Genomic DNA, 14,446 nt, shown 5'->3' on the forward strand with positions numbered 1-14,446 from the left:
CAAGTCCGTTTGGTTAACAAATGGTTAACGCGGGAACCTTGCGCGAAGCTTGTGTCGCTACCTGTTCGCGACTCAGTAGGGCTTGACAGGCGCTGAAGTGCTTATTCGTTTTGACAAAAAAGGCGTGAGAAAGCGGAGACTTGGCGGAATGCGCACGACAGCATCGTGCGGCCCCCTGCATTTTATCAGTCTTCCTCTGCAATGGCCGCTCAGCCGCCGAATCGTGTCGCAAGCGAGGCCATTTCGGCCTGCAGCCGCTCCCGATCCGGTGCGAAGGTCAGCACTTCCATGCTCCTCTGTGCCGCCTGAGCCGACAACCGTCCGGCCGCAGCCGCAAGCGCCGGATTGCCGGCACCGGCCACGGCCGCAAGCGATTTCTGCAGCCGGATCGCCACCTCGATCATCCCCGCACCATCGCGCGATGTCGGCATGAAGGCCGCATCGATGAGATCGTCCTCGCTCAGCGCTGCCACATGCACGCGCGGATAATCCGGCTCTTCTTTTCCGCCATCCGCCTTGCCCATATCGGTTTGGCTCACATCAGGCCTTCCAGGTTGCGGCTTGCCGAGCACCCGCACCAGCGTGGCCAGAACGTCGATGGCTGTTCCCGGATCGTTGATCCCCGGCGAAAGTGCCCGCGAGGAAATCTCCGACAATGCGATCAGCCCGAACCGCGGATCCTGCTCATAGGAGCGCCGGTCGCCGAGCGTATAGGCGGCGCGGATGCGCGCTGCGAGATCTTCCATCTCTAGGCCTTGCTTGGCGGGAAGCATGATATGGGCGATCGGCGTTGCCGGATCGCAATAGCTGCCGGCAAGCCGGGTGACGAAAATATCCGATCCTGCATTCTCTGCGACGGCGGAAAGCGTCGCCATATCGAGATGCTGCAGATAGCCGATCTGATCGTGATGGATGGCGATCGCGTTGTCCGGCACGCTTTCAAGCGTCACGCCGCCCATCAGCGGTGCACGCCTGTATTCGTCCATCGCCTCCTGTGCGGCGCGCTCCACCCGGCTGATCGTCTCGCCCATATTGCCGAGCCCGGCCAAGTGATCCATCCAGCGCAGAAGCGTGATGACGATCAGCGCCACGACGACAAGCGTGGCGATAAACAGCACGAACCGGCCGCCATCGCCATAGAGATTGGTATTGAGCGCGATCAGGCTGACCAGCGAAAACAGGAAGGCACCGAGAAAGGTCGATAGCGCCCGCTGTGCCGTCGGGTCTTCCAGAAGAAGCCGGGTGGCACGCGGCGTGGCGCTTCCCGCCGCCGTCGCGGTGGCGCCCACCAGCGTGCTCAGCGAAAACGTGGTGACGGCGAGCATGCTCGAGGCGATGATCTGCAAAATCGCATCGACCGCATTCGAGCCGACGCTGCGCGGCAGGCCGGCGGGCAGGTAAGGGCCGATGACGACGGCCGCAAGCGCGGTCGAAATGCCGATCACGCCATAGAGCGACGCCCTGACCCAAAGCCGGCGCGACAGCCGGCTGGCCTTCCAGAGATAGGTAGAAATCACGAAGTCACGATCCTGATATGCAAGAGACGGCAGGTAGTTAGGACCATATGCCGGCATGGCAAGGGATCGCGGCAGGTGAGGCGGGCGCGATGACGCAACCCGCCTGTTTCACCCTTACATCTTCCCCGCAACCTTGATCGCGAACGCATATTCGAACGCGATCTCTTCCAGCCGCTGGAAGCGGCCCGACTTGCCGCCATGGCCGGCGGCCATGTTGGTCTTGAGCAGGATCGGTGCCGTGCCGGTCGTCATATCACGCAGCTTCGCCACCCACTTGGTCGGTTCCCAATAGGTCACCCGCGGGTCGGTGAGGCCGGAAATGGCGAGGACCGGCGGATAGGGACGCCCCGTCACATTGTCGTAAGGGCTATAGGCGGCAATCCAGCGATATTCCTCTTCCGAATCTATTGGGTTGCCCCATTCGGGCCATTCCGGCGGGGTGAGCGGCAGCGTGTCGTCGAGCATGGTGTTGAGCACGTCGACGAAGGGAACGGCCGCGATGATCCCGGCGAATTTCTCCGGCGCCATATTGGCAATCGCCCCCATCAGCATACCACCGGCGGAACCGCCCTCGGCGATAATCCGGTCGTAGGATGTAAAGCCCGTCGAAACGAGGTGATCGGCCGCCGCGATGAAGTCCTTGAAGGTGTTCTGCTTGTTCTCCATCTTGCCGTTTTCGTACCAGGCAAAGCCCTTGTCCTTGCCGCCGCGGATATGGGCGATGGCATAGACGATGCCGCGATCGGCAAGTGACAGCGCATTGGTGGAAAACGAGGCGGGAATGGTGATGCCATAAGCGCCATAGCCGTAGAGCAGGCAGGGCGAGGAACCGTCGAGCGGCGTGTCGCGGCGGTAGAGCAGCGACACCGGCACCAGTTCGCCGTCATGCGCCGGCGCCATCACCCGGCGGGTGACGTAATCGTCCGGATTGTGGCCGGACGGCACTTCCTGGGTCTTCAACAGAACCCGCTCGCGCGTCACCATATCATAGTCGAAAAGCTGCGACGGCGTCGTCATCGACGAATAGGAGAAGCGGATCATGTCCGTATCGTATTCGGCTGCACCCGACAGGCCGAGCGAATAGGCCTCCTCGTCGAAGGCGATCGCATGTTCCTCGCCGGATCTGCGATCGCGGATGACGATCTGCGGCAGACCGTCCTTGCGCTGCAGCCAGATCAGATGGCGGGCATAGGCCATGTGGCTGATGATCAGCCGGCCCGGCTCATGCGGCACGATCTCCTTCCAGTTCTCCTTGCCCGGAGCGGAAACAGGCGCCTCGACGATCTTGAAGTCCTTGGCGTCGCCATCGTTGGTGAGGATGTAGAAGACGTCGCCGCCCTCGGTCATCGAATATTCGATGCCTTCCTCGCGCTCCGCCACCAGCCTCGGCTCAGCCATCAGATCCGAGGTCGGGATCAGGCGATATTCCGAGGTCTCGTGATCGTGTATGTCGATATAGATGAAATCGTCGAGCAGCGAGCCGCCGACGCCCATGAAGAAGCCGGGATCCTGCTCTTCGAACACCAGCCGGTCTTCCGACTGCTTCTGGCCGACGATGTGATGAAACACCTTGGACGGGCGGTGGTTCTCGTCCTGCAGCGTATAGAAGAAGCTCTTGCCGTCCGGCGCCCACACGCCGCCGCCGGCGGTGTTCTCGATCACGTCATCGAGGTCTTCGCCGGTCGCAAGATCACGAATGCGGAGGGTAAAATATTCAGAGCCCTTGTCGTCATAGCCCCATATGCCGCGGGCATGGTCGGTCGAGTGGTCGATGCCTGCGAGGCGGAAATAGTCCTTGCCCGCCGCTTCCTTGTCGCCGTCAAGCAGCGTCAGTTTTTCGCCGCCATCGCGCGGCGTGCGAAAATAATGCGGCTGCTCGCCGCCGGTGACGAACAACGAGCCATACGCGTAAGGCCCGTCCTTCACCGGAACCGAGCTGTCGTCTTCCTTGATGCGGCCACGCATCTCGGCAAACAACGCTTTCTGAAGCTCGGCCGTGTCGCCGAGCGCCGCCTCCATATAGGCATTCTCGGCTTCCAGATGGCTGCGGATTGCCGGATCGAGGATCGACGGATCCTTGAACATCGCCTGCCAGTTATCCGCCCTCAGCCAGGCGTAGTCGTCGGTGCGGGTGATGCCGTGGCGCGTATCGGAGACCGGCTTCTTGGGCGCGACGGGGGCTGCAGGAAGATTGGCGAAAAGGGATTTGGGGGAGGGGGCCAAGGAAGCACTCCGGTATGAAAGGAAGGAGTGCCAGAAATAGGTTGCCGCGCGGCAGGTGGCAAGCGGCGAAGGATGGTCGGAAAGATGGGAGAACTATTTCTTGTCGCGTGGCTTTTGGTTCGGCAACACGCCATCGCGCCAACTCTGCCAGTAAACCACGCCAACAGCGATGCTGGCCCCTATGACAGGCATGACAAGTGCGATGATCTGCTCTGTCGTCATTTGCTCAGTCCTCTGAGGATCCAGCCTCCTGCCAAATGTAATGCAGTGCCCAATAGAAAACAACCAGTGGGCGCTGCAACGAGCCAGAACGGGCCGATCTGCAGGTTCATGTCACCGTAAACGACGCGGATGATGGGTGTAAATACGCCAATCAGCATGACCCCGATGCCGATATTGTTCAGAAACGTCGCGCGAAGCTTGATCCGTTCCCTCTTCGCATCCGAAAGCACCAGTTCTTCCATCTCCCGCTCCGCTCACGACCTCGTATGTTCACATCATGGTATTTCCCGCGTTGGTTGGTGGTCAATCGAGTGCACGTCTCCTAGTTTCCGCGCCGTCTGACATCTACGAATAGGGTTCACATGCAGAAATTGCTGCCGGTGCTGGCTATTGCCTTGTTTTCCGCTTCCGCCACTCATGCGCTCGATGCGCGCGCCACCAAGCAGCTGCAGGCGCTTGCTCCGGAAGAACGGCGCGAACAGCGTTGCGACGTGGAGGCGATGGATCAGATCCGCAAGACCGGCAACTACCGCCCCGACAAGGTGATCGCCTACACATTCGGCGATACGACGGAAAAGGGTGACTCGATCAAGGCGCCAGGCGCCGTCTTCCGCAGCAGGGGCGAATGGTACCGGCTCAAATACAAGTGCCTGACCGGCGACAAGGGGCTGAGCATCGTCAATTTCGACTTCAAGATCGGCACCAAGGTCGAACGCAATCTGTGGAAGAAGTACTACCTCTACGACTGATCCGCCGCTTCTGCGGCCGAAAGGGGCTGAGGCGTGCGTCGCGCCTCAGCCGGGAAGGTTCGGCGAGGCCTTGCGCTCGGGAAAGAGTTCCGAAAGCACCGTCATCAGGATCAGCGACAAAGGCAGCGCCAGCATGGCGCCGACCGCGCCCCACATCCAGGTCCAGAACAGGATGGCGAGGAAGACGACGAATGGGTTGATCTCCCATTGGCGCCCCATCACCGCCGGAAAGATCAGGTTTTCCATGACGAGATGCACCGAGAAGAACAGGAATGCCGGCAGCAATGCCAGCAGGATGGCATCGTGGGTCAGCGTCCCGGCAATCGCCACCGAGATCGTCATCAGCGTGATGCCGAGAAACGGCACGAAGCTCGAGAGAAACGCGAACATGCCCCACAGCACCGGCATGCTCAGTCCGCAGGCCCAGGCGATCAGCGTCATCACGATGCCGAGGCAGAAATAGACGACGCTCGCGGTGGCGAAATAATAGCCCAGAACCTGGTCGATCGCGTTCAGCACGCGGATCGCCATCAGTCGTTGCCGCCGACGCGGAAAGGCCAGGATGATCGTCCGCCTCAGCCTCAGCCGCCCGTAGAGGAATAAAAGCAGCGCCGCGAAGAAGATCAGTCCCTGCACGATCGCCGGCGTCAGGCTGGAGGTGACGACGCCGAGAATATTGGTCGAGTTCTCCAGAAGCTTGTCCATCGACATCGGACCGTTCTGGAAGGTTGCGGGCGAAATGTTCAGCCAGTGCTGCCTCTCCAGAAACGGCATCAGCCGGTCATAGGAGCGTTCGACGAAATTCGGCCCCTCCTGGATCAGTGTCGCCACTGGCTCGGCCAGCGCATTGGCGATCAGAAAGACGACGAGAAACACGAGCGACGAAAGAATGATGGCAATGCCGAAGCGCGGCACGCCGAGCCGCCCCAGCCGGTCCGCCACGAGGCCGAGGATCAGCCCGACGACGACGGCGAGCGTCACCGGGATCAGGATCAGCGCCATGTAATGGACGAGCGCGAAAAAGACGATGGTGAACAACCCGATCACCGCCCAGGCCATAGCCACTTCAAGCGCCTCGCGACCCAGCACGAGCGGTGCTTCCGGCTCGTCCAGGCCGTCATCGGCAGCGGAAAGCAGTTCCCGCCGCCTTAGGGCGAAATCGGCTGTATGCTTCCTGGCTCTTGATCCGCTGCGTGCGCTGATTGTCGTCATGTTTTCCCCTGCTGCCCTGCAACCTGCCGGAGAACGCAAAAACGGCGCTCCGGTTCCGGAACGCCGAGTGTCTGTTAGCTTTTTGGTAAGGGTTGTCGCCCGGCCGGATCGAAGGTGCCGGGTCTTGCTATCAGGCCGACAGCGTCAGGCCGATGCCCCACGGGTCCTTCAGCTTGTGGCCTTCGGCTGTCTTCGTGGTGGCGATCTCCTGCTTTTCCAGCGCCGCGAGCGCATCGGTCAGCGCCTGCGGGTCGTTGAAGACAACCGAATAGTCGGAAAGCCCTGTCATGTTGTCCTGCCGGGCCGAGGCGCCGCGGCTGTTCCAGATATTGGCGGCGATGTGGTGGTGATAGCCGCCGGTGGCAAAGAAGCTGGCGCCCGGATAGCGCGCCATGATCTTCAGCCCCAGCACGTCGCGATAAAATGCGTCGGCCTGCGGAATATTGCCGACCTGCAGGTGGATATGGCCGACCGAAGTTCCCGGCGCCATGCCGTTCCATCCTGTCTTGGGGGCGCTATCATAGAGCGCCTGCAGGTTCAGCCGGTCGGTCGCCATCTGCACCGTGCCGTCGGGGAAATAGGTCCATTCTTCCGGCGTGCGGTCGCGGTAGATTTCGATGCCGTTGCCTTCCGGGTCCGAGAGATAGAGCGCTTCGGAAACCAGATGGTCCGAGGCGCCATCGAGCTGCACGCCGGCATGGGCGGCATGCGCCAGCCAGTGGGCAAGCTCGTTTCGGTTCGGCATCAGGAAGGCGGTGTGGAACAGGCCGGCCGCCTGGCGCGGGGCGCGGTTGATGCCCTTTCCGGTGGTGAGCTGCAAAAGCGGCAGTCCATTGACGCCCATCAGCACGCCGCTCTCGCTCTTGTCCATCACCGACAGGCCGATAATGTCGCGGTAGAAGGCGGAAACGGTGTCGAGGTCGGTCACGACGAGATGGGCGTGTCCCACATGGGCCGGACGGGTCAGCGCGAATGCAGCTTCGGAAGAATTGGTCATCTGTGTTCTCCAGGGCGGCGGCAAAGCCGCGTTGACCGGACTATCGTCGATTGCGATCGTTCAAGAAAGTCGAAAAATGAGAGAAGCTTCGTTCAGAAAAAGTTGACAGTGAACTTTGATGCGAATCAAGGCGGCGGGTGTAAGCTGCGGAAAATATAACGGGATAGGAGACACTCTATATGTACAAGACGATCCTCGTTGCGGTCGATACCGCGCAGATGGAAAAGGCCGAGCGGATCTTTCTGCAGGCCGGGCAGCTTGCCGCCGCGGGAGGCCGCGTGCTGATGGTCAACGTGGTCGAGGAACTGCCCGCCTATGTCGTTTCCGACCTGTCCGTCGACATGCTGGTCGATGCACGCAACAAGGCTGAAGGGCAGCTTCTCGAGCTGCAGAAGAAGACTGGCGTGAAGGCTGATATCGAGATCCGCCAGGGCTCGCCGGCAAAGGAAATTCTGGCGGCAGCCGAAACGGCCGAAGCCGATCTCATCATCATCGCCTCGCATGTGCCCGATCTCACCAACTACATCATCGGTGCCACCGCCGACCGCATCGTGCGCCATGCCAAATGCTCGGTTCTGATCGACCGGCGCGGGTGAGGGGTCCTGCCGAACGGCCACCCTCTATCTGAACGGCCACCTTTTATCTAAACCGCCACCTTTTATCTAAACCGAATGTGAGGCGGGTTTGCCCCGGCAAGCCTTGCCTTCCCGGCCGCTGACGAGCATTCTGCCATCGGACGGAGACGATCTGGGTCATGAGCGAGCTCTTCAATTTCGGGCGCCACTACGATTTTCACGAAATCCTCGCGGACGGCATCGTCCACGGGATCGGTATCGTGTTTGCCCTGATCGGCGCCACGGCGCTGATCTTTTATGCTACGGTCTGGTCGAGCCATGGCGAGCTTGCCGCCGCCTGGATCTATGGTCTCGGCCTCGTTCTCTGCCTGTCGATCTCGTTCACCTACAATATCTGGCCGCATTCGCGCACCAAATGGATACTGCGGCGCTTCGACCATTCGGCGATCTTCATCCTGATCGCCGCCACCTACACGCCCTTCCTGCAGCGCGGCGCCGCCGATGATCCATGGATTGCCGCCATGCTGGTGGCGATCTGGGCCACCGCCATCGTCGGCGTGTCGCTGAAATGCCTGTTTCCCGGCCGTTACGACAGGCTCGCCATCCTCCTCTATCTGGCCATGGGCTGGAGCGGCGTGGTGGTGATGGAGGAGGTTTCGCAATATCTGCCGCCGGTCACCACCTGGCTGATCGTCATCGGCGGCCTGATCTATTCGCTCGGCGTCATCTTCCACATCTGGGAGAAATTGCGCTTCCAGAATGCCATCTGGCACGCCTTCGTCGTGGCCGCCGCCGCCGTCCATTATGGTGCGGTGATGACCTGCTTCAGCTTCACCGGCAACGGTATCTGACCTTGCGCCAATCGCTCGGCCAATCGCTCGGCCGATCCCTCTCGACAGCGATGCATCGTCTGCTATAGTGGACGCATAGAGACTATAATGGACACCCCCGATGACCTCGACCCCTCTCATTCGCGATGCAGCCCAGGCAGATCTCCATGGGATCATGGAGATCTACAACGATGCCGTGGTCAACACGACGGCGATCTGGAACGATACGCTGGTCGATATCGACAACCGCCGCCAATGGTTCGAGGCCCGCAAGGCCAAGGGCTATCCGGTTCTGGTGGCGCAGCTTGAGGGCAGGGTGGCCGGCTATGCCTCCTATGGCGATTGGCGTGCCTTTGACGGCTATCGCTTCACCGTCGAGCATTCCGTCTATGTCCATCGCGATTTCCGCGGCCATGGCCTCGGCCGCAAGCTGATGCAGGAACTGATCGCAAAGGCCGCTTCGAACGGCGTGCATGTGATGATCGCCGCCATAGAATCCGGCAACGAGGCCTCGATCGCGCTCCACACCGCGCTCGACTTCCGCATGGTCGGAAAATTCTCCGAAGTCGGTACCAAGTTCGGCCGCTGGCTCGACCTCACCTGCATGGAACTGAAGATTTCCAGCGTCTGAGCCGCGCCCGCGCATGTGTTGATAACAAACCCCGCCATTGCTATCCTTCCGCCATCCGGAGAGACGTCATGGCCGACAGCACAAATCTTGGAAAACATCTCGATGACTTCGTCGACGGGTTGGTGAAGACCGGCCGCTACGAAAGCCGCGAAGCCGTGGTGAAAGAGGCGGTTCAACTCCTCGAACGGCGCGAGCTTCAAAAGCGCGACCTCGATGCAGCCCTGGCACGTGGCCTTGCCGAGGCCAAGGCTGGTCTCGGAAGGCCCCTGGAAGACGTCGTTGCCGAATACGAGGCGCGCTATGCCGCAAAAATAAAGCAGAGATCCGCGTGACGAGCAGGTGAAGCGTTAAGGTGGTGATCACACCGCAGGCGCGACGAGAGATGGATCGAATCTGGTCCTATATCGATCAGGACAATCCCGATCGTGCCATCACCTTCATCCGCGAAATCGGCAAGCGTTGTCAGCAGTTGAAGGACATGCCGCTGCGTTACCAGCTTCTGGCGGGTCACGAAGAAACTGGCATTCGCCGCATTCCGCACGGCAAATATGTGATCTGCTACATCGCCACCGAAACCGCAGTCTTCATCCTCCACATTCTCAGCGCGGCGCAGGATCACGGGCCGATCCTCTTTCCCGACGATCCCGCCTGACGGGCCGATGATCGAGGCCGGGGCATCGGAACCTTGTGGGAGGCGCACCCGTTAGGTCCGATGTAACCGGCTCTCAGGAGGATCCAATGACTAACGTAACCTACCTGCCGATGATTGCTCTTGCAGCGGTACTGATCGCCGCTCTCGCGACGGCCGCGTTCCTGATCCTGCGCAGGTGGCGGACAAGCCGCGCGCCGTCCAGCCAACGGCCGCCTGAGCAGCCGACCCGCGAATGGCTGGCCCGGGAGGGCGATCAGTCTCGCCACCCGAGCAAGTAGCTTCCGGCGCCGACGCTGAGGGAACTTCCTCGCACCCACTATGTTCGAGATGGGTAGGGTAACCTGGAGGAAACACCAATGATAAAACTAGTTGCAGTCGCGGCTCTTTCTTTTGGCCTTGCTGCGTCTGCCTTTGCTCAAAGCTCCGGCGGCTCGTCCGGATCCGGTGGTGACGCCAGTTCCGGCTCAGGCAATGCGGGAAGTTCGTCAGGCAGCACATCTGGAAATTCTGGTAGTTCCGGCACATCCAATAATCCCGGTTCCACGGAAACGACCGGCCAAAATGGTGGAAACACGGGCAATGCCAATCACCCGTGCAGCCAGACCTCCACTGGCGCAGAGAACTCTGCAGCAGGATCAACCGGCACGGGAACCACAACGGGCACAAGCACAGGTAACTGCTAGCTTTCAGCGCTTTGGTCGCTGCATGCCGCCTTGACCATGCCACTTGCCTGCCGTCGGATTGTCGTCAGCACGGCATTTGATGTCAGGACGGGGGCGATGTGCCGACCTCGAAGTTTACAAGGCGATCACGATTGCGATGGACGTCGACGACTGAGCGCAAAGGCGCCCGATCGTCCCCGATCGTCATTGAACCTCAACGCATGTCGGGCAAATATGTCGCATCGATTCCCCACCTGTCCGGAGGAAATGCCGCATGCCCGATATCGTTCGCATCACCAGTGACGAGCTTGTCGTCGAAGTCTCTTCGCTCGGCTCCGAGATGCAGTCCCTGCAGACGAGCGACGGGCGGGACTTTCTCTGGAATGGCGACGCGGCCTTCTGGACCGGCCGCTCGCCGGTCCTTTTCCCCATCGTCGGCAAGGCGCCGGACAACCGCATCGCAGTTGATGGCACGTTCTACGACATGGGGCAGCACGGCTTTGCCCGCCGCAGCGAGTTCACCCTTGCCGAGGCAAGCTCGTCCGCCTGCCGTTTCGAACTGTCCTCGTCGGATGCGACGCGCAAGGTATTTCCCTTCGAATTTTCCCTCTCGCTCACCCACTCGCTCGATGGCCGCCGCCTGACGGTGACGGCAGAGGTGGAAAACCGGGATCAGCGCCCGATGCCCTTCGGCCTCGGCTTTCACCCGGCCTTCCTCTGGCCGCTGCCGGGTGCCGGCGACCTGGCCCACACCGTGGTGCTCGACAACGGCGGCGAACCGCTGCTCACCCGCCTGGAAGACGGTCTCGTCACCGAGGAAAAAATGCCATCCCCCTTCAAGAAGGGCAGCCTCACGCTGGCGCATGAACTCTTCGAGGCGGATGCGATGATCTTTGCCGAAGGCGCGGGGACAGGCCTCACCTATGCCGCCGAGCGCGGCCCGAGCCTGAAATTCTCCTTCGACAGCCTGCCGAATGTGGCCCTGTGGCAGAAGGTTGGCGCCCCCTTCATCTGCATCGAACCCTGGCACGGCACGGCAGCAAAATCCGGCGGCTCGGCCGAACTGTCGGAACGGCCTTACGCCACCGTGCTTGCCGCGGGAGAAAAGGCGAAGTTTTCGTTTTCGGTGGAGATCGTCGGGTAACCGACCTTGGACATCGAGCGGCCACTATGTGCCGCTCGAACAGCCTTCGGAATTCATCCGTTTGCTGAATGAATTCGTCATGACCTGCGACTAGTTACTCTGCCGCCCTGAAATTCATCGCATGGCCGTTGATGCAGTAGCGCAGGCCGGTCGGCGGTGGGCCGTCGGGGAAGACGTGGCCGAGATGGCCGCCGCAATGGGCGCAGCGCACTTCGGTGCGCACCATGCCATGCGACGTGTCGCGGATCTCGGTGACGACATCCGGCTTCACCGGTTCGAAATAGCTCGGCCAGCCGCAGCCGGAATCGAACTTGGTATCGGAGACGAACAGGTCTTCGCCGCAACCGGCGCAGCTATAGATGCCCTTCTCCTTGGCGTTCCAGAACGGGCCGGTAAAGGCGCGTTCTGTGCCCGCCTGGCGCAGGATGTAATATTGTTCGGGCGAAAGTTCCTCGCGCCACTCGGCATCGCTCTTGGAGACTTTGGGCATGGTCGGGGACGACATGGTGCATCCTTTCCTGTTCTTTGCTTTTGCCAATAGATAGTTGGTCGAAGCCTGTGAAAAAAGGCCCTTACCACAGGATGCCCGTCCGGTTATGCTTGAGCCCTGCTGTTCTTTCCCCTAGAAAAAACCGGGAGTTGCCACCGGCCGGTTCGCCGGGTCGAAGTCACGAGGGGAGAACATATGGCCGCCAGCGCGCCGGCATGGACGTTTATTGCGCTCTTTCTTCCCTTTTTCGCAGCCCTTGTGGCACCGTTTCTCGCCGCCCGTTTCGGCGACAGGGCGGTATGGATCGTGGCCGTCGCCCCGGCTCTGTCCTTCCTGCATTTCTGCAGCTTCCTTGGCGAGATCTCCAGGGGTGAAGTCGTCACCGGCGGCTATGTCTGGGTGCCGAGCTTCAACCTGTCCTTCTCCTGGTTCATCGATGGCCTGTCGCTCACCTTCGCGCTGCTGATCACCGGCATCGGCACGCTGATCGTCATCTATACGGGCGGCTACATGAAGGGGCATCCGCAGCTCGGCCGCTTTCTCTCCTTCATACTGATGTTCATGGGCGCGATGCTGGGCCTCGTCGTGTCCGACAGTTTCCTCATGCTGTTCGTCTATTGGGAACTGACATCGATCACCTCCTTCCTGCTGATCGGCTTTCACCACAGGCGCGAGGAGGCGCGGCGTGCGGCCCTGCAGGCGCTGATGATTACCGGGGCAGGGGGGCTTTCACTTCTGGCCGGCCTCGTGTTCCTCTGGAACATCACCGGCGTCACCCAGATGTCGCTGCTGGTCCATACCGATGATCTCCTGCGCATCAGCCCCTTCTACCTGCCGACATTGATCCTCGTTCTCGGTGGCGCCTTCACCAAGTCGGCGCAGTTTCCCTTCCATGCCTGGCTGCCGAATGCCATGGAAGCGCCGACGCCGGTCTCCGCCTATCTGCATTCCGCCACCATGGTGAAGGCCGGCGTCTACCTGCTGATGCGGCTCAACCCCGTGCTGGGCGGCACGCCTGCCTGGGAAATCCTGCTGCCCTTCTTCGGCGGCATCACGCTGATCGCCGGCACGCTGATCGGCCTGCGCCAGACCGACCTCAAACGCATGCTGGCCTATACGACCATGGCCTCGCTTGGCCTTCTCGTCATGCTCACCGGCTTCGGCACGCCCTATTCGATCGAGGCGGCGGTGCTTTATCTCGTTGCCCATTCGCTGTTCAAGGCGGTGCTCTTCATGGTCGCCGGCATCGTCGACCACGAGACCGGCACGCGCGAACTGCCGCTGCTCGGCGGCCTGCGTAAGGCCTTGCCGGTCACCTTTGCCGCAGCCGTTCTCGCCGCCTGCTCCATGGGCGGCCTGCCTCTGTTTACCGGCTTCCTCGCCAAGGAAGAGATCTATGCCGCGCTTGCCGCAGGCAATCCGCGTGCCGTCTTCTTCACGCTTGTCGCGATCACCGGCAACGCGCTGATGCTGGCGCTCGGCTTCGGCGTCGGTCTGAAACCCTTTGTCGGGGAGCGGAAGGAAACGCCCGCCACACCGCATGAAGCAACGATCGCGCTGCTTCTCGGGCCGGTGGTGCTTGCCTTGACCGGTCTCGGCTTCGGGCTCTTTTCGACCGTGCTGCATGCCTATCTCTCGTCGCCCATGGCAAGTGCCGTGTCCGGCGAACCGACTGAAGTAACGATCAGCACCGTGCCGCATTTCGGCCTGCCGCTGCTTCTCTCGGTCGTGACGATCGCGCTCGGCATCGTCGTCTATCTGAAGCTCGACCGTGCCCGGCAGATCATGGCCGACATGCTGGAAAGTCTCGGCCCCGGCCCTGACCGCTGGTTCGACTGGCTGCTCGCGGCCCTCATCCGTTTTGCCGCGGCAGTCACCAAAATAGTCCAGCCCGGCCGGCTGGAAATCTATATCACCGCCACCTTCGTCATGGTGGCGCTGGCGCTTGTCGTGCCCCCCGTCGTCTTCGGCGAATTGCCGGACATGCCGGCCTGGCCGGGTGACGTGCTGATCCAGGAAGGCGCCTTCTTCATTCTCGCTGCACTCGGCGTCGTCGCCGTTTTGCGTGCCGCCGAGCGATTGACGGCGGTGGTGGCGCTCGGCATCCAGGGCTTTGCGATCGCGGTGATCTTCCTGTTGTTCGGCGCCCCCGATCTGTCCTTCACCCAATTCATGGTCGAGACACTGTCCGTCGTCATCCTGACTTTGGTGATGACGCGGCTCAGGCTGAAAGTCTCCGATCACCGCCCGGCAAGCCAGATCGTCCTGGACGGGGTAATCGCCATTGCCTGCGGCCTCGGCTTTGCGCTGCTGCTTTTGAAATCGGTTTCCCGTCCCTTCGATCCGGTGCTGACCGAATTCTTCAACACCTATTCCAAGGCGATCGCCCACGGCGCCAATGTCGTCAATGTCATCATCGTCGATTTCCGCGGCACCGACACGCTGGGCGAAATCTCGGTCGTCATGATCACCGGCCTCGCGGTCCTGGCGCTGATCAAGGTCAGGATCGCGAAGAAGACGCCGGATGGAGGGCAATAAAACG

At 61.2% G+C, this 14,446-nt stretch carries 16 protein-coding genes; 9 read left to right on the plus strand and 7 right to left on the minus strand.

Annotation, left to right across the window (positions count from 1 at the left end; translation table 11 throughout):
* Positions 1-209: 209 nt before the first annotated feature.
* From NCHU2750_RS03765 to NCHU2750_RS03775, 4 genes are all read right to left on the minus strand, one after another.
* Positions 210-1,517, minus strand: a complete 1,308-nt coding sequence (locus NCHU2750_RS03765) for a DUF2254 domain-containing protein (protein WP_245480326.1) — start codon at positions 1,515-1,517, stop codon at positions 210-212.
* A gap of 114 nt (positions 1,518-1,631) precedes the next feature.
* On the minus strand, positions 1,632-3,740 hold the full coding sequence (locus tag NCHU2750_RS03770) for a S9 family peptidase (protein WP_119939244.1): 2,109 nt from the start codon (positions 3,738-3,740) through the stop codon (positions 1,632-1,634).
* A gap of 93 nt (positions 3,741-3,833) precedes the next feature.
* Complete coding sequence (locus NCHU2750_RS31120) at positions 3,834-3,962, minus strand: hypothetical protein (protein WP_256377699.1); 129 nt, start codon at positions 3,960-3,962, stop codon at positions 3,834-3,836.
* A complete protein-coding gene (locus NCHU2750_RS03775; RefSeq protein WP_119939245.1) occupies positions 3,959-4,204 on the minus strand; it encodes a hypothetical protein in 246 nt (81 codons plus the stop codon). The genes NCHU2750_RS31120 and NCHU2750_RS03775 overlap by 4 nt, the downstream gene beginning before the upstream one ends.
* Positions 4,205-4,324: 120 nt before the next feature.
* On the opposite strand from NCHU2750_RS03775, the gene NCHU2750_RS03780 reads away from it, so the two are divergent.
* A complete protein-coding gene (locus NCHU2750_RS03780) occupies positions 4,325-4,711 on the plus strand; it encodes a DUF930 domain-containing protein (protein WP_119939246.1) in 387 nt (128 codons plus the stop codon).
* Between the two features lie 45 nt (positions 4,712-4,756).
* On the opposite strand, the gene NCHU2750_RS03785 is transcribed toward NCHU2750_RS03780, so the two are convergent.
* Positions 4,757-5,923 (minus strand): AI-2E family transporter, encoded by a 1,167-nt coding sequence (locus NCHU2750_RS03785; protein ID WP_119939247.1) that lies wholly within the window; start codon positions 5,921-5,923, stop codon positions 4,757-4,759.
* 130 nt (positions 5,924-6,053) lie between these two features.
* A complete protein-coding gene (locus NCHU2750_RS03790) occupies positions 6,054-6,920 on the minus strand; it encodes a VOC family protein (RefSeq protein WP_119939248.1) in 867 nt (288 codons plus the stop codon).
* A 179-nt stretch (positions 6,921-7,099) separates the two neighbouring features.
* Here NCHU2750_RS03790 and NCHU2750_RS03795 point away from each other — a divergent pair, with 179 nt between their 5' ends.
* From NCHU2750_RS03795 to NCHU2750_RS03825, 7 genes are all read left to right on the plus strand, one after another.
* A complete protein-coding gene (locus tag NCHU2750_RS03795; protein WP_119939249.1) occupies positions 7,100-7,516 on the plus strand; it encodes a universal stress protein in 417 nt (138 codons plus the stop codon).
* 158 nt (positions 7,517-7,674) lie between these two features.
* Entirely contained in the window at positions 7,675-8,346 is a 672-nt protein-coding gene (trhA, locus tag NCHU2750_RS03800) for a PAQR family membrane homeostasis protein TrhA (protein WP_119939250.1), read from the plus strand.
* Between the two features lie 100 nt (positions 8,347-8,446).
* Positions 8,447-8,956 carry a GNAT family N-acetyltransferase gene (locus tag NCHU2750_RS03805; RefSeq protein ID WP_119939251.1) on the plus strand — a complete coding sequence of 170 codons (510 nt, stop codon included), beginning with the start codon at positions 8,447-8,449 and terminating at the stop codon, positions 8,954-8,956.
* Positions 8,957-9,024: 68 nt separating this feature from the next.
* Positions 9,025-9,288: a type II toxin-antitoxin system ParD family antitoxin gene (locus NCHU2750_RS03810; RefSeq protein ID WP_119939252.1), complete on the plus strand. Its 264-nt coding sequence runs from the start codon at positions 9,025-9,027 to the stop codon at positions 9,286-9,288.
* Between the two features lie 50 nt (positions 9,289-9,338).
* The gene (locus NCHU2750_RS03815) at positions 9,339-9,608 is read left to right on the plus strand and encodes a type II toxin-antitoxin system RelE/ParE family toxin (protein ID WP_119939253.1); all 270 of its coding nucleotides are present in this window, start codon (positions 9,339-9,341) and stop codon (positions 9,606-9,608) included.
* Between the two features lie 86 nt (positions 9,609-9,694).
* On the plus strand, positions 9,695-9,886 hold the full coding sequence (locus NCHU2750_RS03820; RefSeq protein WP_119939254.1) for a hypothetical protein: 192 nt from the start codon (positions 9,695-9,697) through the stop codon (positions 9,884-9,886).
* Between the two features lie 658 nt (positions 9,887-10,544).
* On the plus strand, positions 10,545-11,414 hold the full coding sequence (locus tag NCHU2750_RS03825) for an aldose 1-epimerase family protein (RefSeq protein WP_119939255.1): 870 nt from the start codon (positions 10,545-10,547) through the stop codon (positions 11,412-11,414).
* Positions 11,415-11,508: 94 nt separating this feature from the next.
* Here NCHU2750_RS03825 and msrB read toward each other — a convergent pair whose 3' ends face one another.
* Positions 11,509-11,919, minus strand: coding sequence for a peptide-methionine (R)-S-oxide reductase MsrB (msrB, locus tag NCHU2750_RS03830; protein ID WP_119939256.1), 411 nt, complete (start codon positions 11,917-11,919; stop codon positions 11,509-11,511).
* Positions 11,920-12,099: 180 nt separating this feature from the next.
* On the opposite strand from msrB, the gene NCHU2750_RS03835 reads away from it, so the two are divergent.
* A complete protein-coding gene (locus NCHU2750_RS03835) occupies positions 12,100-14,442 on the plus strand; it encodes a putative monovalent cation/H+ antiporter subunit A (RefSeq protein ID WP_119939257.1) in 2,343 nt (780 codons plus the stop codon).
* Positions 14,443-14,446: the final 4 nt, after the last annotated feature.

It is taken from the genome of Neorhizobium sp. NCHU2750 (genome assembly GCF_003597675.1).
GTDB lineage: Bacteria > Pseudomonadota > Alphaproteobacteria > Rhizobiales > Rhizobiaceae > Neorhizobium.